Origin of the sequence: Sphingomonas endophytica (genome assembly GCF_014199415.1) — a bacterium.
In the GTDB taxonomy this organism is placed as follows: Bacteria; Pseudomonadota; Alphaproteobacteria; order Sphingomonadales; family Sphingomonadaceae; genus Sphingomonas; species Sphingomonas endophytica.
Genome location: NZ_JACIJN010000002.1, coordinates 387,712 through 409,240 on the forward strand (window position 1 = coordinate 387,712; position 21,529 = coordinate 409,240).

The window sequence follows — 21,529 nt, forward strand, 5'->3', positions numbered from 1 at the left end:
TGTTGGCTCTTGGGAAGGTCAGGTAGGAGAAGCCGATGTCTGTTGAACCTGCCGCGCGTGTTCGCGCTTTCATCTCATATTCGTGGTCGACGCCGGCACATGAAGATTGGGTGTTATCTCTGGCAACCCGACTGCGTGAGGATGGGATCGACGCGATCCTTGATAAATGGGAGCTTCAGCCGGGTCGTGATCCCATCGTGTTTATGGAGCAGATGGTCACAAGGCCGGACGTCACGAAGGTTTTAATGATCTGCGATCGTTTATACAAAGAGAAGGCCGACGGGCGAGAAGGTGGAGTAGGTAAAGAGACTCAGATTCTTACAGCTCAAATCTACGATAAAGCGTCCGAAGACAAATTTGCCGCGCTTATCACCGAAAAAGATGCCGATGGAAAGGCTTTTACTCCAGCGTACTATCATAGTCGCCAATATATCGACTTCTCAGATCCGGTAAGACATGAAGAGCGGTATCAGGAGCTGCTGAGATGGCTCTACAACTGGCCCCAACATAAAAAGCCTGCGATCGGATCAACGCCCTCGTTCATCAACGAGCCTGAGTCATTTAGTACTGCCACTACATCGAAAATGAAACAAGCCGAGCAGTTTATAAAGGCGGACTTACCACAAGCCGGCGGCTCCATCGCTGATTTTAGCGACAGCCTATTAGATGAATTAGTTGGCTTACGGCCCGATACCGCAAGTGACGGGCAATGGGACCAAATAGTCATTGACTCGGCGGAAAAAATGCGGCCGGCTTTGCGGAATCTGGTGCAACTGGTTGCAGCTGAGGCGCGATATGCCGGAAAAAACTTTGCTAGGTTCATTAAGTTGTTCGAGCGCATGGGCAGCTTAATGTACCGGCCGCCGGAGGTAATGGCTTGGAGTGAGACTGATTACGATTCCTATCGCGTGATATGCTACGAGGGATTCCTTTCACTTTCTGCGGTCCTCATTGAGGAAGGTCGATTTGACCTTCTCGGTATGGCTTTGTCACACCCTTACCTTATTGATTGGCGGCCTAAGGGCGACGGTCCTGCTACAGTAACTTACCGGGTATTTTGTCAGGATATTGAAAGTTTTCGTCGCAGGAAGGATCGTCTTAATGTAAAAAGGCTAGACCTTTTTGCTGATTTGCTAGCTGAGACATATCTGAGCAGTTACCCGGATTTGACCTCATTAAACCAAGCTGACTTGGTACTCTTCCTGAGGGGGCAGGTCGTGCAAGACTCAAACGGCTGGGAAAATTGGTGGCCCACAACCTTTGCAAATAAAGGGCGGAGTGGTGTCGCAGAGCTTTTTGCGAGGTCTGAGTCTGTTTCCTTCTTCAACAGCTGGGCTCCAAAAGTCTTTGGACCAATAACTGTCGACGAGTTTAAGGACAGGGTGGCAAAGCTGGATCAGGAGTTTCGCGGGTCTTGGGGAGGTTTAATGGGGCCGAGTATCTACAACTTAGCGAATATCAAGAATTTGGGTTCCCGGCCGTGAGTGCTGATATCCTGGCCATAGCGGCCTGACTATTGCGACGGGCGGTCAGGTACTTCATTGCCATCTGATAAGTCCGGTGACCGATCACCGAGGTGATCTCACCCACGGTGCAGCCCGCTTCCTCCAGCATGCCGGCAGCCGCGTAGCGCAGCCCGTGGGATGATCGCGCGGGCATGCCGTCGATCGCGGCGCATTGGTCGCTGATCGCCTTGCGAAGCGCGTTGGCGGTGTAGGGGCGACCCTTCGCCGACTTGCAGATCCGACCGCGGCGTATTTTGACCGGGTCGAGCAGCGCGGCGAGGTTCGGGTGCACCGCCACCTCCAGCATCTCGTCGGTCTTCGACTGGCGAACGCGCACGAAGCGGCCTTGATATTGCGTCCACTCCATCGAAGCGACGTCCTCCACCCGCTGGCCAGTGTAGAGCATCAGCGTCACGGCCATGCGAAGATGTGCCGGCGCATGGGCGAGGAACAGCGCGATCTCGCTGTCCGACCATGGCGTGATCGTTTTGGCGCGCACCTTGAGTCGCTTGATTTTCGCGGCCGGGTTGTGGCCTTCCTTGACGAGGTTTTCCTCGCCCGCCCAACTGTAGAGCCGGCTGACCATCTGCTTGACCTTATGCGCCTTGCGCGGTGTTGCGGCGAGATCGTCGCGTATCGCCTTCACCATCGCCTGCGTCACCAGCCGATAAGGCGCGTCGCCCAGCTCGTCCTTGAGCAGGTCGAGCGTGTACTCATAGTCCTTCTGCGTCGTCGGTCGCAGCGCCTTGAACTCGGCGCTGAGACGATAGGCGGCGATCAGCGAGGCGAAGGAGCCCTCCGCCGCCTTGCTGGGCGCTGGTGCCTGTGACAGCTCCAGCAGCCGCGCATATTCCTTCTGGAACGCCACCTCGCCGGGCTTGCCGGGAAGCGCGGTGTGCAACTGACCCCGGCGGAAGCGCCAGTATTCGCGGCCGCTCGGTTTGCGGATCACGTAGGTGTAGGGAACGTCAGCCACGGGCACGTCTCTTGTCCATCCACCGCTTCTCGAAAGCAGCAGCTTCTTCTTCTTCTTCGCGCTCGTCCAGAGGCTGGCCGTCGAGGCGATCCGCCCAGCGATCGAGATCGCGGATATCGTAAAGTACGCGGCGACCATGGCGCTTCGGCTCCGGCCCGGCCGCCCGAAGCGTGGACATGCTGAGCGACAGATATTGTGCGGCAAGCTCGACCGACAGCAGCCGCGGCCATGCGGTCACGATCGAGCGGTGTGGCAGGCTTTCGCCTGATGTGTGCGACGCATGCCTCATATCGGGTCGAAGCCCAGCGCGTAGCGGCGGTCGACATAGGCAACGGTCGCCATGCGGCGGGCGTCCTGATCCTCTTGCCGCCAGCGGCGAATGAGCGTGTCGAGGTCGACGCTGGCGCGATAGCCGCTCGTCGATCCCCCACGCGTCCCGTTACGCGTGAGGCGCGCCGCGATCATCAGCGGCGTCGCGACTCGACCGCGCACCGTCATCCGGTTGTTCCACGCGGCGCGATGCTGAGAGCAGCAGAACAGCTGTGTGTTCTGCTGAGGCACGAACGCTGCCTGACACTCCGGGCATATGCCGACAGCTGAGGCTTGTAACACGCCCATCAGCCGACCCGCGCCAGTGGCGGAAGCGAGAGGCCGAGCGCCTGATAGAAGGGCTCATCCTCAGGATCGGGAACGTAGCGCTGCGAGGGCGTGCGGCGGGCGATAAGCCCATAGTGGATGATCGGCGGCCAGCAGGCGTCTGGCGCATCCTGATGCCACAGCAACGCCTCTGCCAGTAGCTTGCGTTCGCGGTGCTCGGCGTCGGCCGGCGCAGCGGCGGCGCGGCGCTGCTCCCACGCGACCGTGTCACGCAGTTGTCGGAGCAGTTCCGCTTGAAGTGCGCCGAATGGGCGGGTGTGCGGAACGCTGGCAGGAAAGGGCGGGACGAGCGGGTCGATTGCCCAGCGCCACTGGGCGACCAGCGCCGAGGCGATGGCGACCTGGTGCGAAGCCTCGACCTTCGTCATCTGCCCGGCGGCGACGCGGCGGCTGTAACCCTGCTCGCGTTCGCGCAGCAGCCGAAGCGCTGCCCAGCCGCAGTAGGGCAAGTCGTTGGTGAAGGGCAGGTCAGGCATCGGACCTCGTTCCGCTGCCCGCGCTTTGCTGGCGCGGCTTGGTGAGGAGCGCGCGGATGCGAGCCGCAGTGTCGCGCTTGATGTTGTCCCAAACAGAACGGTTCAGCCAGTCGCGGTTAGGGTCGTTGAAGCCTTCCGCCATTTGCGCGCACCGCTCGACCGTAACCGCGTCCAGCCCCTGCGGAGAGAGGGCGGCAATAGCGTGACGCTCGATCGTGCGTGCTGCCGCGCCGCTGGCGGTGCGGCAATCGTCTTTTCCGTCAGGATCGCCCATGTGCTGCGCGTATGCCTCCTGCGCCGCGCGCTCGGCTGCAACGGCCCATGCGGCCGGTTTGTCATCGTCCCGTTCCACTTTCTCGGGCGCGCGTGGTGGGGCAACGAACGCATCGAGCATCTCGGCCGCTCGATCGAGGTAGCCCGCGTCCCGGAGTGCTTGGGCCGGCGTGTTGCGGAGCGCCTCGGCCATTTGCCGCGGGTTCACCACAACAGTCCCCGCGCAGCGGCAACGACGAAGTGCGCTACGAAATAGACGACTCCGACCGCGACGTGGATGAGGCAGGCGCCCTCAGTCCAGTCCCTCTGTTCATCCGCTTGGGGCAGCAGGACCGGCGGAATGATTGGATTGTCGTCTTGAGGCATGCGCAGCTCCCTTCGAGCTGCAAATGCCATAATGGCATATTTTGTCGCAAGCACAAAAATGCCATTGCGGCATCTTCAATGTCGCTTGCGTTCTTGTTCTATGTATGTTTCACCCCCGCAACGATGTTCGTGAGAGGTAGAATGTCCATCGTCGTTCATTGGTGTCGTGCAACGTGCCTCGGCGTTCCATGCGGACCGTGGCGATTTGGATACGGCGGGGCTCGCCGCGACCTTATTGCGCGGGACTTAGGCTCGTACGACGAATATGGCTGCTTTTACACCACCGTACCCGGCGGCATGGAGGTCCGCAGCGAGCGGGTAAGTCTGGAGGAAGCAGCGGCGTTAGCGCGAACGGTGAAGGGCAATCACGCGGCCGAGCACCGTAAACGGCTGGCCGTCGCCAATGGCGATCGTGGTATGCACAGGATTCGAGGATCGCGGCTCAAGTCGCGCGGGGTCAGCCTCGAACTGCTTGAACGTGGCTTCTCCGTCGCCATTCAACACGACGAACAAGCGTCCGGGGAATAATGCCTTGTCGTCAACGTCCACTAGGACGATGCCGCCATCTTCGATTTCCAGATCCATCGAGTCGCCCTGAACCCGAAGGGCAATCGTGTTCTGGGGCATGTCGTCCGGCACCGGCAATCGCCCGAGCGGGCGCTCAATCGCTTCGCGCCATGCACCCGCCGCAACCTGCCCGATGATCGGAAGGAATCGCACGGGGTCACCCGTCAACGGCGGTGCGCTCGGCATGCCCAGCCATGCTTCGACCTTGAGCATCTCGTCGTGCTTGAACGGGCGTTTGCCGGTTAGCCGCTTGGATACAGCAGTGGGATCGATGCCGAGCAACTCGGCGAGGTCAGCCTGATTAAGGCCGCGTTCCTTCATGGCCTGACGGATGGCGCTGATTTCCATGACCACGCGTAAGGCCCGATCTCTGCCATAATGGCAAATGCCGTTGCGGCACTTTTGAGCTTGCGATCTACATGCCATCTTGGCATCTGAGCGCTTATGTCCACTTTTGCATCTGCTCTTATCGACGCGCTGGGGGGCACGGCCAAGGTCGCCAGTTTGGCTGAGACGCCCATGTCCACGGTGCACAACATGCGCCGACGGCTGACGGAGTCGCGTCTCAATCACCTGCGCCGCATCGCTGAGGACGCAGGTCTGGGCAGCCAAGTCATGGCACTCGCGGCTGATCATGGCGTTATGCTCAAGCCCCTACGATCTGACGTCGGACACCAGGCAGGTGGTACATGTAACGGGGGCGAAGCGTCATCCGGAACTCCAGCGGAGATTTCCAGCGGAGGGGCGGCATGACGCCTCGCGAGCATCACCTCAAGCAATCTTTCGAGGCGCTGATCGAAGCGGTCGGCGGGGTCGAGGCAGCGGCCTTATTCTGTCGTGTCGGCAAATCGACTCTCCAGACCTACTATTCCAAGGTGCACCCGAAGGCGTTCCCGCCGCTCGACGTGATCGTCGCGCTGGAGCCGTTGGCGCGTGATCGCGTCGGTTACCCGACGATCACCAGCATCCTCTGTCGTCTGAACGGAGGCGTGTTCGTGCCGATCCCGGAAGTGCGCGCGACCGGCGCGGACTTGTGGGCGCTGCTGGCGCGCAAGGCAAAGGAGGGTGCGGAGGTCTCGGCGGCGATGTGTGAGGCGCTGAAAGACGGGCGCGTCGACGCCGGGGAAGCGCGCCGGGTGCGCGGTGAAATCGCCAAGCTCTTCGAGCTGCTGGCGCTGATGGATGCCGAGATGGCGATGATCGAGGGAGAAGCAGCGTGAAGATGCACCTTGGCGCGCGTGTGCCGAACGAAGGGGCGCGCAAGATCGCGCGGTCGATCGCTCGTGACTTCGGCGGTGATCTGGACCGGGCGGCGGCGCGGATGCGCACGTCGGCGACGTTCCTTCAGCGCATGATCGATGGGACGATGGAGCCGGGGTTCGCGACGGGCAATTTGCTGGCGCGTCTCTGCGGCGTCCGGGCGGGCGACTTCAATCGCCCTGCCGAGGCGGGCTGGTTCGACGGCGATGCCGCCCGGATGGCGGCCTGACATGATGGTTTTCAAGATCACGGCGCAGGGTTTCCTCCCCTTCCTTGCGTCGTGCCGGCGGGGCGGCGGGGTTTTTCCCTGTTCCCCTATGTCGCCCCGCCGGGTTTTTCTGCGATGACGGCCGCGGCTCAGGCGGTCGCCGGTGCGCGCACCGTTGCCGAGTTCGAGCAGTGGCTCGACACGTCGACGTTAGGGGCGTGCCTCGTCTACGCATGGGGGCCGTCGACGCAGCGTCGACAGGCGGTGTGGGCACATGCCGCAGAGGCCGGTCGCGAGGGAGTGGTGCGCCTGCATCATCGTCGCGCGGCCGATGGCGGGTGGGAATATGTGGCCGTGCGTACCAACCCGCCGATCACGGCACCGCGTGCGCCGGCCAGTCCTGCGGCCGGCGACGACGATCATCCGGCGCAGCGCATCCTGCGCGCGCTGCGGCGCGCGGCGAACTTCTCGCGTCCGTGCCCCAGCAATGCCGAACTGGCGCGCCAATGCGGGCTGCCCGACGCTGCTTCGGCGAGCTACCGCGTTCGACAGCTACGTGATCTCGGCCTGATTATCGTCAGCGAGCAGGGGCCGGGGCTGCCCCGCGTCGTCAGGATCGTGGCGAGCGGCAAGGTCACCGTCGGAGGGGTCGCATGAGCCGTCTGCTCGGAAGTGAACTCGCCGCGCTGCTGGACGAATATTGCGGGCGGCATGGTATCACGCGCGCCGACTTCGCTGCGGCGTCGGGGATGGGCCTGCCTGCGGTGATGGAGATCGGCGCACGCGCGTTCCCAACGAAGCGGATCGCCACGCTGGTGCGCGACTTCATCGACGCGCATCCGGCCGGGATCGACGAAGCGCCCGGCGTGCTGGGTGGCGGGGTTTATGGCGGTGCGGCGGCGGTCGCGAAGGCGAGGGCGCGCACGCAGCAGACACCGGTGGTTCCTGCCAGCCCGGCGGCAAAGCGCGAGCCAGCACCTGTCCGGCGGATCAGCCCGGAATATCGCGCACGTCTTCGCGACGCATCACCATCGGAAACGATCGCGACCGCACTGGTGGAAACGCCCGCCGATCTGATCGCGACGGTGCGGCGGCGCTGGCCGGATCAGTGGCACCAGATTGTTGAGCGTGCGCGGAAGGCGGGAACGCTGCCCGGTGCAATGCTCGCGCAAGTCATCGAGCGCGGACTTGAGGCTGGCAGGTGAGCAAGGTGCCGTCCAGCGCCGCTGGCCGTGCCTTCTCGCGCGCGCAGACGGATGATCCTGCCAACCGGGAGGCGCACGATTTTTATCCAACGCATCCGGCGGCAACGCGGGCGCTATTAACCGTCGAACAGTTTGATGGCCCGATCTGGGAGCCTGCCTGCGGTGACGGTGCCATGTCGCGCGTGCTGATTGATGCGGGTCACGATGTCGTGTCGACGGACCTGATCGATCGCGGCTATGGGGAGGGCGGACGCGATTTCCTGATGGAGTGGTCGCCGCGGGCACCGCACATCGTGACAAACCCGCCGTTCCGCTGGGCGCGAGAGTTCGGGGACCGGGCGTTGCTGCTGACCCGTTCGCCGGGCGGCAAGGTGGCGCTATTCCTGCGGCTGGCCTTTCTTGAGGGCATCGAACGGCAGCGGTGGTTTGCGAATACGCCGCTGGCACGGGTGTGGGTCATGTCGCGACGCGTGCCCTTCGCGCGAGGGCGGGCGGTTGAGGCAGGTGAAGGTGCGGGCGTCATTGCCTTCGCATGGTTCGTCTGGGAACATGGCCATCAAGGTTCGCCGCAGCTGGGCTGGCTCGATTGGAAAGCGGCCTGATCCGTGCCGCTGTACCAGTCTCGAATCGACGCAATCCGCGCAAGGGTCGACATCGCCGACGTGATCGGCGCGGTCGTGAAGCTCGGTCGTGGAGCCAAGCCGCGCGGCACGTGCCCGTTTCATGGCTCGAAGTCGGACAGCTTCGCGGTCGATCCCGCGCATGGCCGCGCACGTTGCTGGGGCTGCCAATGGTCGGGGGACGCCATCAAGTTCGTCTGCGACTTCTACGGACTGACGTTCCGCGAGGCGGTCGAGCGGCTGGAGGGCGAGCATGGCCTGAACGGCCTAAATGGCCTGACCGCCGCGCCGTTGCGGCGTCGCAAGGTCGAGCGCGTCCGGTCCGACGCGCCGACGGTCGACTCGACCACCTTTGGTCGCTTCCTGTGGGATCACGCGCGACCCGACTGCGACGCGGTGCGCACCTATTTGCTCGCCCGTGGCGTGCCGGCTCCCGTGCTGACCGATGATCGGCTGCGCGACCTGCGCTTCCTCGGCATGGCGCCGATCGCGGCGTGGCGCACCGATCGTCCGCCGTCGTCGATGCCGCAGGCACCCGCAATCGTCGCGCTGGTGCGCCGGGTCGGCTGCTGGACGCCGATCGGGGTGCATGTGACGTTCCTGCGGCCGGACCTCGGCGGCAAGATGGTGCGCCAGCGCGGCGACGGCACCGCCTATCCCGACCGCAAGATGCTCGGCGAAGTGCGCGGCGGCGCGGTGGTGCTGGGGCGCCCGCGCGACGTCGTGCCGTTGTTCGAGGGCGAGGGGCTGGAAACCACGCTGTCGGGGATGGCGCTCGGCGAAGCGACGGCCGATGCGTGCGGGCTGGCGGCGCTGAGCCTCGACAACATGCAGGGGCAGCTCGTGCTGGGCCGTAACAGCGCGTGGCCGCTGTACGATCCGCGCGTCAATCCTGCTGCGCCGGGGGTCGCCTTCACACGCACTGGGCCGGTCACGGCGCTGATCGATGCCGACATGAAGCCGCTGCGTGGTCCGCGTGATCCGCGCACCGGGCAATTCCGCGGGGTGCCGGTGATCGAACGGCGACGCGGACCGATCGTCTGGCGCGCGGTGACGCAGGCGGAGCGGGCTGCGGTGTGCAGCGCGCTGGTCGTGCAATCGTGGCGCGCCGCGGGCTGCCATGCGCGTGCCGTGCGACCGCGCATGGGGCAGGATTTCAACGATGCGGTGCGGGAGGCCGGCACGTGAGCGGCGACGGCCAGTCCAAGCTGCTGCTGGTCGGCTTTATCCGGCGCGTGAAGGCGCACATGGATGAGGTCGCCGAGATCAACGAGGTTATTGCCGCCGAGTGCAAAGAAGCCAAGTCGCGCGGCTTCGACGGGACGAAGATCCGTGAGGTGGCGCGGTGGCTGCGCAAGATCGACAAGCACGGTCGTGAGAAGGTCGACGAAGCGGAGGCGATCTTCGACCTGTACCGCAGTGTCGTCGGGGGCGGCGAGGACGGGTTCGACGCGATGATGGACAGCGCGCGTGACCGGGCGCTGCTCGCGATGTTCGCGCCTGACGATCAGGTCGAGAAGAAGCTCGATGCCTCGCGCAAGAGCATGCAGCGCGCGCTCGCCCTCGCGGCTGGCGCGAAAGCCGCGCGCAACCAGACATGACGAATAAGGGGGGAACATGATTCCGATGACGCCGCCGGACCCGTTGGGGATGGCGTGGCTGGACGCGTCCGATCTGGGCAACGCGAAACGGCTGGTGGCGATTTCCATGGGGCGGCTGCTGTGGGTCGAGGACGTTCAGGCGTTCGTTCATTTCGACGGCCGGCGCTGGTCGCTGGAGCGCGGCGCGATCGAGGCGCAGCGGATGGCGCATTCGGTGGTCGAGCATATCGACCTGGAGGCCGAGGCGCTGGGCGAGATCGCGAACGATGCGGTCAGGCTGAAGAAGCGCTTTGGCGCGTGGTGCGTGCCCGAGATCGCGGTGGAACGTGTCAAAACCCTCCGTACCCATGCCGTGCGCTCGGGCAGCGCCAACATGACCGCCGGAATGCTGAAACAGGCGCGCGCGCTCATCATGGCGATGCTGGCAGACTTCGATACCGAACCTTTGGCCTACAACACGCTGAACAAGACGCTGCGCTTCCGCCAGCGCGACGACGGTACGTGGCATGTCGTCGCCTCCGACCACGATCAGGCCGATATGCTGATGCAGCTGGCCAACGTCGAATATAATCCGGCGGCGACCTGCGCGTTCTGGGATGCGCGGCTGGCCATGCTGACGCCCGATCCGGAGCAGCTCGCCGGCTTTCAGGTGCTGTACGGGTACAGCCTGACCGGGCTCACCTCCGATCAGGCCTTCTATGTTCATCAGGGCAAGGGTGGCGACGGCAAATCGGTGACGCATATGGCGCTCGCCGATCTGCACGGCGACTACTACCGGCACGCGGGCATCAAGACCTTCCTGCAAGCAACCAGCCAGAAGGGCGGGTCCGAGCATCGTTCCGATCTGGTCCGGCTGAAGGGTGACGTGCGCTTCGTCACCAGCGACGAGCCGGAAGGGCGGTCGGTCTGGGACGGGGGCACGATCAAGCAGATCACGGGCAGTCTGGTGACTGCGCGCGGGGCGCATGCTACGACCGAGGACACGTTCGCGCCGCGGTTTAAGCTGCACGTCGAGTGCAACGTCATTCCGCGCGCACCCAGCGACGACAAGGGTTTTCGCCGCCGCTTCAAGCTGTATCAGTGGCGTGTCGCGGTCGAGGATACGCCGGCCGGCACGATGCCGATCGATATCGTGCTGGCGAAACTTCGTGCGGAGAAGCCGGGCATCCTGAACTGGATGATCGCGGGTGCGCTGCAATGGCTGTCGACGCGCGTCGTGCCGCAGCCGACGGCGATGGCGGCGGTGCTGGCCGACTTCTGGGCCGACAGCTCGCCGTTGCTCGAATGGATGAGCGAGTGGTGCGACACCACCGATCCCGACGCGCAGACGCCGGCGACGGCGCTCTACAACAACTTCAAGGCGTGGTGCGAGGCGCGCGGCGACGAGAAGATCATGACCGCGACCGCGTTCGGCCGGGCGCTGCGCGACAAGCAGCATGCCGCGGTGAAGGACAGCAAGGGCAACCGCTGGCGCAAGGGCATCAAGCTGCGCCAGCACGGACAGTTCGGGTTGGTGACCGCAGCCGCGGCCCCCGCACCCCCTGCTGAGAGATTAACCGAGCAACCCTCCGTAGCGCCATGGGAGGATGACGATATGCCACCGTGATGCCGGACGGCGGGTCTACGGACAGTTGATCTAACCCTCCGTAATGAGGGATGGCGCGCGCCGCTGGCGTGCGAGCGGGGGCGGCTGGCCGATCGATCCCGCATAGCGGGGCGTGCAGCAGGGCGTTCGACGGCGGGTTGAGGGGTTGCGAACGGCGGGACTGCTCGCAACCGTCCGGCCCCGAAAAGCGCGCATTTCTGCCGGGTACGGCGGGTCACGGACAGTTCGGCGGGTTATCCGGGGTTTGCTGGCTAAGGCGTGCGCCTGCACACATGTGTGAGGTTACCCCCTCTAACTCTCCGTCTATCCGTTCTTGGATGGTTGATATGACGATCAGGGACAGGGTGGAGGCGGAAGGCGGCGTGACTTTCGCCGCGGTGGAAGAGCGACTGCTGGAGGCATGGGGCTTCCTGCGCCGCCTGCCCGATCGCGAGGCGGGCTGGGTCAAGGTCAAGGCGTTGTGGCCGGCGATGCGGCGGCACTCCATGTTCGGCGACTATGGCGACATGGAGCCGGACGCGCCGCGGTCGCTGCCCGGTCTGACCGTCGCGGAGTTACGACGAATGGATGAGGCGTTGCTGTGGATCGAGCAGGTTGCGCCGCGCGAGCGCAAGCTGATCGGGCTTGTGCTGCAACGGATGGATCGCGAGCGCGCGGCGCGCCCTCACTGGATCGATGCGGCGCACGACTGGCGGCGTGACACGGGCGAAGCGGTCCAGCCCGACACGCTGCGGATGCGCTACGGACGGGCGCTGCACGCGATCTGCGTTTTCGTGGAGGGGCGCAAATCGGCAGAAATGCGCGCCTAGAACGGGTCAAGCCCTAGAATGTGCGCCGGGGCAAATATCGGGTGTTCGTCTCTAGGGGTCTGTGGGCGTATTCACCGCTATGTTCGGCGGAACGTGTGACCGGCGAGCATCCTCTCCTGACCTACGCGAAGGGCGCTCGGCATCGGCTTGAGCGCCCTTCGTGCTTTCGGGCTCGCGCTGTTTGCGACGGGTCTGACCACCCCCAAACGGGTCCTTCCCGGAGCCTCACGGCTTGCGCGGTGGGGCTGAGCGCAGGATCTCGGGGTTCAGGGGCGGTTTTGGATTATGAACCCCGTGAACTGAACTGTTCACGCCAGTGCACGAGGGAGCCTGTGGCAGATCTGGTGACCCAAGCCGAGTTCGCGAAGCGGCGCGGCGTGGGCAAGTCGGCGGTGAGCAACTGGAAGAAGGCCGGGCTGCTGATCTTCGCCGAGGATGACGCCGGTCGCCTGATGGTCGACGCGGCGCGGACCGAGGCGCGATTGAACGCGCGGCTAGATCCGATGCGCGGCCGCCCGGCGACGGCCCCGGATGTCGCCCCGGCGTTGCCGCTTGGTAGTGAGATCGACGAAGGCTCACCGCTTCAGCAGCGAAATCTTGCGCAGGTGCGTGCCGAGGTCGCCGAGGAAGACCTCGTCGGCAAGCGTATAAAAAACGCCGAGCTGGCGCGCGAATTGGTGCCGGCGGTCGAGGCGGAACGCCGCCTCGGTCACTTGGGCCGTATGGCGCGCGAGCGGGTGCAGGCGGAGTTGCGGGCACGCGCCGAGCGGCTGGCGGCGGAGCGCGAGCCCCGCGCCATCATGACGTTGCTCGACGAGGCGACCGACAAGGCATTCGCCGCACTGGCGAGCGCCATCGCGGGCGGCTCGCTCGACGACGATGAAGAAGAGGAGGTGACGGCGGAGGCGGCGTGATGGGGTTCGATTACGGACGTTTCGGCACGGTCGGCGGCAATGCCCTGCGCCGTAACGTCCGCCGCCTCAACAAGGCGCTGGCGGATGCACTGCGACCGCCGCCACGCATGACCGTGTCGGAATGGGCGGCCGAGTTCCGCAAGTTTCCCGAAGATGCACCGATCCCCGGCGACTGGAGCCACGACACGGCCCCGGAGCTGGTCGAGATCATGGACGCAATGTCCCCGCACGACCCGTGCGAGGAGATCACGGTCATGAAGTGCGCCCAGTCGGGCGGGTCCGCCTCGGCGGAAAACTGGCTGGGCTTCATCAGCGATCTCGCGCCGGGGCCGGTGCTGTTCGTACAGGCGACCTTTCAGGCCGCGCTCGACTGGGCAGCCGAGAAGTTCTGGCCGATGGTCGAGGCCACGCCAAAGCTGAACCCCGAACGGCGCGGCACGATCCGCGCGCAGGGGCTGGCGAACGGCGACGGGTCGACGTCGAAGAAGGTGCTGTTCAGCCGGTCGAGCGGGTACATCCTGCTGGCGGGCGCCAACTCGGCGGCCGGCCTTCGCCAGCGCACGGTGCGGTATGCGGTCGAGGACGATCTCGATCAGTTTCCCGCCGATCTGGACGGGCAGGGCAGCCCGGAAGGTATGATCGACGAGCGCCTGAAGGTGTGGCGCTCGCGCGGCTTGTCCAAACGGCTCAAGATTTCGACCCCGACCATTGAGGGGTCGAGCAAGATCGCGGCGGCGTATGAGAAGAGCGACCGTCGCCACTACTATCTGCGCTGTCCCGAGTGCACGGACCGCTTCCTGATCGATTGGGGCGACGTGCAATGGGTGGACGGCGACCACGAGCATGCGCACGTGGTCGCGCCGTGCTGCGGCGTTCAGATCGAGCATTGGCGAAAGCCGGAGATGAAGCGGCCGGACGGGTGGCTGTCCGACCGGATCGACGGCAAGCCGGTGCCGCGCGTGCTGACCGAGGACGCCTTTCAGGCGTTCCGCGCCCGCATGCAGCCCAGCCGCAAGCGGGGCTTCCATCTCGCAGGGGAGATTTCGACCTTCCAGTCATGGGGCGAAATGGCGGTCGGCTTCCGCGATGCGCAGGGCGACGTCTCGAAGCTGAAGACGTGGACCAACCTGAAGCGCGGCATCGCCTTCAAGGTCGCAACCGACACGCCCGATTACGAGCAGCTCATGAAGCTGCGCGAACAGCATTGGGGCGTCGGGCAGATGCCGATCGGCCCGCTGGTCGTGACGCTGGGCGGCGACGTGCAAGGCGACGGCATCTACGTCGAGAAGGTCGGCCATGGCCCGCGCAAGGAGACGTGGCAGCTTGATGCGCGCTTCCTGCCCGGCGCGACCGACGTGCCCGGCGAGGGGGCGTGGAAGGCGCTCGACGAATATGCGCAGCGCGGCACCGCCTTCCCCGGCGGAAAGGTGTTGCCGATCGACTGGGAATGTATCGACGCTGGCTACCACACACCGGCCGCGCAGGCCTATTGCGCCAAGCGGCCCCGGCGTCTCGCCGTGTTCGGCCGTGCTGGTTGGGGCCGCCCGATCCTCGGGCGCGGCGAGACGATCGGGTACGAGCAGCAGGGCCGGCGCGCCGGTCGCGCCGGATCGAAGGCCGAGGACAAGGCGCACATTGTCGGCGTCAGCAATGTCAAGCTGAGCTGGTACGGCTATCTGCGCACCACGATGCAGGCATTCGCCGCGGTGGAGGAGTCTGGCGTCGCAGAGGTGACGCCGGTCGGGCGTGTCCATCTGTCGCGCGATACGCCCGCCGACTGGTTCGAGCAGGCGACCGCCGAGACGATCGAGGTCCGGATGGTCAACGGCTTTCCGGACCGGCGGTGGATGGTGATGCCGGGCCGGCAAAACCACTATCTCGATTGCAGGGTCTACAATCTCGCGGCGGCCGAGAAGCTGATGCTCGACACGCTGACCGAGATGGACTGGGCGGCGCTTCGTGCCGACCGCTACGCACCGCGTGAGGACGGGCTACGCGACCTGTTCGCACCGGACCTGACACAATCACAGGCGCCCCCCGCGCCGCAGCCGTCGCCGATGCCGCCCCAGCCGCGGCACGGCTATGTCGAGAAAAGAGAAGGATGGCTCTGATGCCCGCACCGGATTTCGCGACGGAGATTGCCGAACTGGAGCGTGGCCTCGGTTCCGGCGTCGCGCGGGTCGAGAGCGAGGGCGAAAGCGTCACCTATCGCGGGGTTCGCGACATCACCAAAGCGCTGGCCTATTTCCGCCAGCGGGTGACCGAGGCACCCGTGGCCTATCCGCGCTCGTCCACGACACTCGCCGCCTTCGATCCGGACTGACCATGGCGCTGGGCGATTTCATCGACGGCCTGATCGAGCCATGGGCACCGCGCTGGGCGACACAACGACAGGCGGCGCGGATCGGGTTCGCAGCGGTGCGCCAGTATGACGCGGCGGGGAGGGGACGGCGGACCAAAGGCTGGCGGCGACCGAGCAGTTCAGCCGACACCGAAAACGCCAACGGCATCGTCATGCTGCGCAACAGCGCGCACGATCTGGTCCGCAACAACAAATATGCCGCGGCGGGCGTCCGCCAGATCGTCGCGAACATGATCGGTGACGGGATCGCCGTGCAACTGACGCACGATGATCCCGTCGTGCAGCGGACGGCGCAGGACGAGTGGAAGCGCTGGGCCGAAAGCAAGGTCGACGGCAACGGCGATTTCTACGAACATCAGAAGCTGACCGCGCGCGGCATTGTCGTGGGCGGCGAGACGCTAACCGCCTGGCATGCCGATGCGGATGGCCCGGATGGCCGCATCGAGGGGCTGGAAGGCGATTACCTCGATCATTCCCGCACCGGCACGACGACGGCTGGTGGCAGGATCGTCCAAGGCGTCCAATACGATAAGGATCGGATGCCCTCGGCCTATTGGCTGTTTACCGATCATCCCGGCGACCTGTCGTTCGGCGGGGCTGCGATGTCGGCACCGATCGCCGCGCAGCACGTCGATCATGTTTTCGAGCGGCTGCGTTTCGGTCAGACGCGCGGCGTCTCATGGCTGTCGGCGGTCGCGATGACGCTGCGCGACATCGGCGACATCGAAGATGCGGTTCGGATGCAGCAAAAGGTGCAGGCGTGTCTCGGGCTTGTACTTACGCGCGATGCGGACGATCTAGGTGCCGGCTCGCCGCTGGCGGCACAGCGCGACGGCGAGCAGCGCGACGAGCGGGGTATCGAGACGCTGGCACCGGGTATGATCGTGCGGGCGCGGCCGGGCGAGACGGTGACGACGATCGAGCCCAGCCAGTCGGGCGGCGCGGTCGAGTTCATCCGCCAGCAAATGGCGGCCGTGTCCGCCAACATGGCTCCTTATCACCTGATGACGGGCGACGTTAGTCAGGCGAATTATTCCAGCCTGCGCGCGGCGATGCTCGGCCATTGGGCGCTGCTCGACGACTGGCAGCAGAACGTTATCATTCCGCACGCCGTGCGCCCCGCGGTGGATCGTCGGATGGCGCGGCTGGCGCTGCGAACCGGCGACAAGCGCTACCTGTCGATGAAGGTCGGCTATGCGCTGCCCGTCCGGCGCTTCGTCGACCCGATCAAGGATCTGATGGGCGAGCTGATCGAGATCCGTGCGGGGCTCAAGACGCTGAGCCGGTCGCTCGCCGAGCGCGGGATCAACACGGAGGATCAACTCCGCGAGATCAAGCGGCTGAACGACATCATCGACGATCTCGGCCTAGCGCTCGACAGCGATCCGCGCCGCCTGACCGACAGCGGGGTGCTTCAGATCGCTGCCGGCTATCTCGCCCCAAAGGGCGACGCACAGGGCTCCAAGAGCGCCTGATTTTAAAGGAGCATGGTGATGAACGACGATCGCCCGGCGCAGCCGGAGCGGGGGGAGCCCGCACGCGTGAAGAAGGGCAAGCGCGTGGCGGGCAACGACCGCCACGCCCCGCAGCCGGAGGGTCCGGCGCGGCATATGACCCGCGAGGCGCCCGAACCCGGCCCGCGCGAGCGCGGCGCGCCGCCGCCCGCGCGCGGCGTCCGCGAAGCCACGTTCACCGGCTCATCGTACAATGCCGAGGCGCGAACCGTCGAAGCCGTCTTCTCGGCCGGCTCGCCGGTGTCGCGCTGGTTCGGAACCGAGCAGCTGGAGGTTTCGGTCGACGCCATCGACCTGACCCGCGTCGGTGCCAACCTCTGTCCGTTTCTCAACGCGCACAATTCCTATGATGTCGCGGGCGTGCTGGGTCGCGTGATCGACGCACGGATCGAGGGTGACCGGCTCGTCGGGACGATCGCCTTCGCCGACACTGATGCCGGCCGCGCCGCCGAGGGGCAGGTGTCGCGCGGCGAACTGACCGGCATCTCGATCGGGTACAACGTCCGTACGTGGACGCTCACCGAGCAGACCGACACCGCCGACACGTGGACCGCCACGCGCTGGGAGTTGCTGGAGGTCAGCCTCGTCCCCGTTCCCGCAGACCCGCTCGCCGGGGTCCGGTCTGCCCCGCACGGAAATCCCCCGGTCACCGGCGACAAAGCCACCAACGAGGAAGATACTATGTTTCGCGACCTTCCGGGCGGCGCGGGCACGCCGACCCCAGCCCCAACGCCGACGCCGAGCCCCACCGTCACCCGCTTCGCCGCGACCGAAGCGGTCGACTTCATGGAGCAGGCCCGCAGCTTCGGGGTCGAAACTCGCGCACGCGAGCTGGTCGAGCAGAATGGCCGCGGCGAGATCGGCACCGAAGCGGCACGCGCGGCGATCATGCAGGCCGCAGCCGAGGCGCAGCGCGCCCAGACCGGCGGGCTCCGCGGCACGCCCGGCTTCGGCGCCAATGGCCGACAGGAAGAGGGTGCTTGCGACGCCATCGCCGAGGCTCTGGCCGCGCGCACGCTGCGCGAGCAGCCGAGCGACGCGGCTCGCGAGTTCATGGGAATGCGGCTGCTGGAGATCGCCGCCAGCCGCGCCGGCCTGTCGCCACGCGAGCGTGACCCGATCACGATCCTTCGCGCGGCGCACACCAGTTCGGACTTCCCGCTGCTGATGGAGAGCGCCGGCAATCGCGTGCTGCTGGCGCGCTACAATGCCGCCGCGCCGACTTATCGCGACATTGCGGCGCGCCGCGACCTGACCGACTTCCGGCCGACCAAGCTGCTGCGGGCGGGCGATTTCCCGACGCTGCTGCCCTATGCCGAAGACGGGGAGATCAAGGCCGGCACGATCGGCGAGGGCAAGGAAGAGGTGATCCTCGGCTCCTACGGTCGCATCCTGCGGCTGTCGCGTCAGGCTATCGTCAACGACGATCTGGGGGCCTTCGATCAGGTGTTCGGCTCCATCGGCCGCATGATCGCTCGATTCGAGAACAACACCTTCTACGCCATGAAGGCGGTGAACGGTGGGCTTGGTCCGAAAATGTCGGATGGGAAAACCTTCTTCCACAAGGATCACGGCAATCTCGTCGATGGGGCGGCCGGTTCCGATCCCAGCATCGAGAGCTTGGGGGCAGGCCGCGCGGCGATCCGGCAGCAGAAGGACGCCGACAAGAATATCCTCAATATCGCGCCGACCCGCATCCTTGTCGGGCCGCAACTGGAAACCCGCACCGAGCAGTTGATCATGCCGCTCCAGCCGCTCCAGCCAGCGCTGGTTGGTGACGTGAATCCCTTCGCCGGACGCCTGACGCCGACGGTGGACGGCACGATCGATGGCGGTGCGTGGGAACTCTATGCCGATCCCGCCGATCTGCCCGCCTTCGTCTACGGCTATCTCGCCGATGCGCCGGGGCCGCGCGTCATCTCGGAGGAGACATTCAACGTCGACGGCATGGCATGGCGCGTTACCGAGGACTTCTATGCCGGCGCGGCTGACTACCGTGGCGCGTTCCGGAACACCGGCAAGGCCTGATCCAACCATTCCGACCTCTGACGACCGGCCGGGCGAGCTCGCCCGGCGCGGATGGAGACGTATGTCATGAAGATTTTCGTACAGGAGGGGCGTACCCTCGACTTCGTTGCCGACGGAGCGGTGAAGGCGGGCGTGCCTGTCTTGGTCGGCGTCATTCTCGTGATCCCGGCGACCAACGCCGCCGCAGGGCAGACCTACTCGGGCTGGATTGAAGGCGTCTTCGTCCTTCCGTGTCAGGGGCAGGCTTGGGCAACCAATTGCATCGCGCTCTACTGGGACGCGGCGAACGCGCGGGTTACCACCAGCGCGAACGGCAATACCAAGATCGGCATGACCGCTGCTCCGAAGGTCGCGGCCGACATCGTCGGCAACGTCAAGCTGCTGCCCTCGGTGTGACCATGAGCGGGTTCTCCGGGCAGCGATGCGCGATCGTCGATCTCGCCTTCGCGACGTTCGGGAAGCCTGCGGCATGGAGCGGCCAGCCGTCCACGGTTACGATCCGCATCCGCAGCGCCGATCAGGACGATCGTTTCGGCACGGTGAGCCTGAAGCGCCGGTCGACGATCCTGCGCGTGCGCAGCTGGGAGATTGCTGCCCCGCAGCCCGGTGACGAGGTCACGCTCGGGCCGGACGTCGGCAACGTCAGTTATGTCGTTGGCGACGGCGTCATGCTCGACCGGAAGGGCGTCTGGGACTGCCCGGCAAGGCAGACGCCGTGAGTGTGATGACGTTCCGCAGTAGCGGGTTCCGCGATCTCGATCGCAAGCTCGCTGCGCTCGCCACGGGCGTGCCCGAAACGAGAAAGCGGGCTGCGCTGCATGCCGGTGCCGAGTTGATCGCGGAGGAAGCGCGACGGCTCGCGCCCTTCCTCACCGGCCGGCTGCGCGACAGCATCACGGTCGCCGACGCCAGCGACGCGCGCGTCTACGGCACGCTCGGCAGCCGGATCGATGATGGGACCGTGCAGGTCTATATCGGGCCGGTCGGATCGACCGACGAAGGCGACGTATATTACGCGCGCTTTCAGGAGTTCGGGACGCGCACGATGCGCGCCCATCCGTTCATGCGCCCGGCCATCGCCGCTCGGCGTCCGGCGGCGGAGCGGCTGGTCACCAGCCTGCTGCTCGCCGATGTGCTGACGCTGGCCCGATGACGTTCGAGGCGGCGCTGACGGCGCGCGCGCGGGGTGACGCGCAGCTTGGAGCGGCGACCGGGGAGAAAGGCGGCTGGACGCGGATACTGAGCGGCCTTCCCGAACTGACGTTCCAGACGATCACCGACGTGCGCGCGGAGCATTTCAAAGGTTTTCAGCCGCGCCAGACGACGGTGCAGATCGATATTTGGGCGGAGACGGCGACCGAGGCGGCGGCGCTGCGCGAGCGCTGCATCACCGTCTTCGTGGCGGCGGACGTGATCGGCGGCGTGCGGTTCCAACGCGCCGTGATCGCCAACGTGCGCGGTGGCCCGGAGCCCGAGCAGCCCGGCGAGCCGCAACGGTTCCGCGACGAGATCGCGCGCGAGTCGATCGACATCATCTTCACTCACACCCCTGCCTGAGAGGAGGCGCAACATGGACGCAAACGGCAACAGCGAAGCCCAGTCGGGCTACGGCACTGGCTTCTTCCTGAAGGTCGCGAACAAGTGGCTGGAGATCGACGAGGTCACGCAGGTGCCGATTGCCGAACAGTCGGCGGACGAATATGAGGTGACGCACTTCAAGTCACCGAAGAGGAAAAAGGAATGGCGCAGCGGCCTGACCGATGACGGCGAAGGCACGCTGGAAGTCAATTACATCCCCGGCTCGCCGAGCGACGTGGCGCTGCGCACCGCGCGCGACAGCGGCGAGGTCTGTGCTTATGAGACGTTCCTGCCCGCACCCGGCGGCAAGTGGCTCCGCATCAGCGGCTTCCTGATCGTCAAGAAGCGCGGTCGCGCCGTGCCGATCAATGATCGGATGAAGCAGACCGTCACCGTCCGCTTCACCGGCGACGACACCGAGGATGCGGTGGCCAACCAGCGCGTCATCGCGGCGGCCGCCTGATGCTGGGCGCGCAGGTGTTCGATGCCGGGGGGCAGCGCTGGACGCTATTCCTCGGCAACGCCGCGCAATGCGCGGTGGAGGAGCAATACGGCAAAGGGTTCTTCGCGGTCGTCGCCGACGCGGTGCCGGATGTCGACGCCGAGACGGCGCTGGCGATCGCCTCGGCGATGTCGGGCGACGCCATGCCCAGCCTGTCAGTCGCGACGATGGAGAAGATGGCCAGCGCGATGCGTCGCGTCCGGCTGTCGGTGCTGCGCGATCTGGCGTGGCACGGGCTCCAGCGCCACCATCCCGGCGTGACGCTCGACGAGGTCAGCGACGTCGCCGATCAACTCGGCCAACATCGCTTCGGCGAAGTCATCGGCAATGCGATCCGCGCCGCGCAGGGGCGGGGCGAGGGGCAGAAGGAGGATGACCGGCCGGTCGCCCCGGGAAAGCCGTCGACCCGCAGGCGCGCACCGACTGGGAAGGGCTCGTCGCGCAATGGACCCGCGCCGGGTTCGACGAGTCCGCCTTCTGGCTGACGACCCCGGCCGGCTTC

At 65.7% G+C, this 21,529-nt stretch carries 27 protein-coding genes; 21 read left to right on the top strand and 6 right to left on the bottom strand.

The window, feature by feature from the left end; translation table 11 throughout:
* Positions 1–35 precede the first annotated feature (35 nt).
* Positions 36–1,484 (top strand): toll/interleukin-1 receptor domain-containing protein, encoded by a 1,449-nt coding sequence (locus FHS97_RS04625; protein ID WP_184033711.1) that lies wholly within the window; start codon positions 36–38, stop codon positions 1,482–1,484.
* Here the strand turns inward: FHS97_RS04625 and FHS97_RS17690 are convergent.
* The 6 genes from FHS97_RS17690 to FHS97_RS04655 form a co-directional block, all read right to left on the bottom strand.
* The gene (locus FHS97_RS17690; RefSeq protein WP_184033713.1) at positions 1,459–2,481 is read right to left on the bottom strand and encodes a tyrosine-type recombinase/integrase; all 1,023 of its coding nucleotides are present in this window, start codon (positions 2,479–2,481) and stop codon (positions 1,459–1,461) included. The two genes, FHS97_RS04625 and FHS97_RS17690, sit on opposite strands and share 26 nt — an antisense overlap.
* A complete protein-coding gene (locus tag FHS97_RS04635) occupies positions 2,474–2,770 on the bottom strand; it encodes a hypothetical protein (RefSeq protein ID WP_184033715.1) in 297 nt (98 codons plus the stop codon). Before FHS97_RS04635 ends, FHS97_RS17690 begins: the two co-directional genes overlap by 8 nt.
* Positions 2,767–2,979 carry a hypothetical protein gene (locus tag FHS97_RS17410; RefSeq protein ID WP_246346440.1) on the bottom strand — a complete coding sequence of 71 codons (213 nt, stop codon included), beginning with the start codon at positions 2,977–2,979 and terminating at the stop codon, positions 2,767–2,769. The genes FHS97_RS04635 and FHS97_RS17410 overlap by 4 nt, the downstream gene beginning before the upstream one ends.
* A 119-nt stretch (positions 2,980–3,098) precedes the next feature.
* Positions 3,099–3,614 (bottom strand): hypothetical protein, encoded by a 516-nt coding sequence (locus FHS97_RS04645; protein ID WP_184033719.1) that lies wholly within the window; start codon positions 3,612–3,614, stop codon positions 3,099–3,101.
* Positions 3,607–4,080, bottom strand: a complete 474-nt coding sequence (locus FHS97_RS04650; RefSeq protein ID WP_184033722.1) for a hypothetical protein — start codon at positions 4,078–4,080, stop codon at positions 3,607–3,609. The genes FHS97_RS04645 and FHS97_RS04650 overlap by 8 nt, the downstream gene beginning before the upstream one ends.
* A 515-nt stretch (positions 4,081–4,595) precedes the next feature.
* Positions 4,596–5,168, bottom strand: coding sequence for a LexA family protein (locus FHS97_RS04655; RefSeq protein ID WP_184033727.1), 573 nt, complete (start codon positions 5,166–5,168; stop codon positions 4,596–4,598).
* 401 nt (positions 5,169–5,569) lie between these two features.
* On the opposite strand from FHS97_RS04655, the gene FHS97_RS04660 reads away from it, so the two are divergent.
* From FHS97_RS04660 to FHS97_RS04755, 20 genes are all read left to right on the top strand, one after another.
* Complete coding sequence (locus FHS97_RS04660) at positions 5,570–6,040, top strand: phage regulatory CII family protein (protein ID WP_184033730.1); 471 nt, start codon at positions 5,570–5,572, stop codon at positions 6,038–6,040.
* Entirely contained in the window at positions 6,037–6,309 is a 273-nt protein-coding gene (locus FHS97_RS04665; protein ID WP_184033732.1) for a hypothetical protein, read from the top strand. The genes FHS97_RS04660 and FHS97_RS04665 overlap by 4 nt, the downstream gene beginning before the upstream one ends.
* A 114-nt stretch (positions 6,310–6,423) precedes the next feature.
* Positions 6,424–6,945 (top strand): winged helix-turn-helix domain-containing protein, encoded by a 522-nt coding sequence (locus FHS97_RS04670; RefSeq protein ID WP_184033735.1) that lies wholly within the window; start codon positions 6,424–6,426, stop codon positions 6,943–6,945.
* A complete protein-coding gene (locus tag FHS97_RS04675) occupies positions 6,942–7,493 on the top strand; it encodes a hypothetical protein (RefSeq protein ID WP_184033737.1) in 552 nt (183 codons plus the stop codon). Before FHS97_RS04670 ends, FHS97_RS04675 begins: the two co-directional genes overlap by 4 nt.
* Positions 7,490–8,095, top strand: a complete 606-nt coding sequence (locus tag FHS97_RS04680; RefSeq protein WP_184033740.1) for a hypothetical protein — start codon at positions 7,490–7,492, stop codon at positions 8,093–8,095. Before FHS97_RS04675 ends, FHS97_RS04680 begins: the two co-directional genes overlap by 4 nt.
* Positions 8,096–8,098: 3 nt before the next feature.
* Positions 8,099–9,301 (top strand): CHC2 zinc finger domain-containing protein, encoded by a 1,203-nt coding sequence (locus tag FHS97_RS04685; RefSeq protein ID WP_343053371.1) that lies wholly within the window; start codon positions 8,099–8,101, stop codon positions 9,299–9,301.
* Complete coding sequence (locus FHS97_RS04690; protein ID WP_184033743.1) at positions 9,298–9,714, top strand: GapR family DNA-binding domain-containing protein; 417 nt, start codon at positions 9,298–9,300, stop codon at positions 9,712–9,714. The genes FHS97_RS04685 and FHS97_RS04690 overlap by 4 nt, the downstream gene beginning before the upstream one ends.
* Positions 9,715–9,730: 16 nt before the next feature.
* A complete protein-coding gene (locus FHS97_RS04695; RefSeq protein ID WP_184033746.1) occupies positions 9,731–11,320 on the top strand; it encodes a DNA primase family protein in 1,590 nt (529 codons plus the stop codon).
* 326 nt (positions 11,321–11,646) lie between these two features.
* Positions 11,647–12,129, top strand: coding sequence for a hypothetical protein (locus tag FHS97_RS04700; RefSeq protein WP_184033751.1), 483 nt, complete (start codon positions 11,647–11,649; stop codon positions 12,127–12,129).
* A gap of 278 nt (positions 12,130–12,407) precedes the next feature.
* Complete coding sequence (locus FHS97_RS04705; RefSeq protein ID WP_184033754.1) at positions 12,408–13,043, top strand: hypothetical protein; 636 nt, start codon at positions 12,408–12,410, stop codon at positions 13,041–13,043.
* Entirely contained in the window at positions 13,043–15,154 is a 2,112-nt protein-coding gene (locus FHS97_RS04710; RefSeq protein WP_184033757.1) for a phage terminase large subunit family protein, read from the top strand. The genes FHS97_RS04705 and FHS97_RS04710 overlap by 1 nt, the downstream gene beginning before the upstream one ends.
* The gene (locus tag FHS97_RS04715; protein WP_184033760.1) at positions 15,154–15,366 is read left to right on the top strand and encodes a phage head-tail joining protein; all 213 of its coding nucleotides are present in this window, start codon (positions 15,154–15,156) and stop codon (positions 15,364–15,366) included. Before FHS97_RS04710 ends, FHS97_RS04715 begins: the two co-directional genes overlap by 1 nt.
* Positions 15,367–15,368: 2 nt before the next feature.
* Positions 15,369–16,880, top strand: coding sequence for a phage portal protein (locus tag FHS97_RS04720; protein ID WP_184033763.1), 1,512 nt, complete (start codon positions 15,369–15,371; stop codon positions 16,878–16,880).
* An 18-nt stretch (positions 16,881–16,898) separates the two neighbouring features.
* On the top strand, positions 16,899–18,947 hold the full coding sequence (locus FHS97_RS04725) for a prohead protease/major capsid protein fusion protein (protein WP_184033766.1): 2,049 nt from the start codon (positions 16,899–16,901) through the stop codon (positions 18,945–18,947).
* Between the two features lie 66 nt (positions 18,948–19,013).
* The gene (locus tag FHS97_RS04730) at positions 19,014–19,343 is read left to right on the top strand and encodes a DUF2190 family protein (RefSeq protein WP_184033769.1); all 330 of its coding nucleotides are present in this window, start codon (positions 19,014–19,016) and stop codon (positions 19,341–19,343) included.
* 2 nt (positions 19,344–19,345) lie between these two features.
* Positions 19,346–19,666: a head-tail joining protein gene (locus FHS97_RS04735; RefSeq protein ID WP_184033772.1), complete on the top strand. Its 321-nt coding sequence runs from the start codon at positions 19,346–19,348 to the stop codon at positions 19,664–19,666.
* Positions 19,667–19,671: 5 nt separating this feature from the next.
* Complete coding sequence (locus tag FHS97_RS04740) at positions 19,672–20,100, top strand: HK97-gp10 family putative phage morphogenesis protein (protein ID WP_246346482.1); 429 nt, start codon at positions 19,672–19,674, stop codon at positions 20,098–20,100.
* On the top strand, positions 20,097–20,504 hold the full coding sequence (locus FHS97_RS04745; protein ID WP_184033778.1) for a hypothetical protein: 408 nt from the start codon (positions 20,097–20,099) through the stop codon (positions 20,502–20,504). Before FHS97_RS04740 ends, FHS97_RS04745 begins: the two co-directional genes overlap by 4 nt.
* Positions 20,505–20,517: 13 nt before the next feature.
* The gene (locus FHS97_RS04750; RefSeq protein WP_184033781.1) at positions 20,518–20,988 is read left to right on the top strand and encodes a phage tail tube protein; all 471 of its coding nucleotides are present in this window, start codon (positions 20,518–20,520) and stop codon (positions 20,986–20,988) included.
* Positions 20,988–21,512, top strand: coding sequence for a hypothetical protein (locus FHS97_RS04755; RefSeq protein WP_184033784.1), 525 nt, complete (start codon positions 20,988–20,990; stop codon positions 21,510–21,512). Before FHS97_RS04750 ends, FHS97_RS04755 begins: the two co-directional genes overlap by 1 nt.
* The last annotated feature ends 17 nt before the right edge of the window (positions 21,513–21,529 follow it).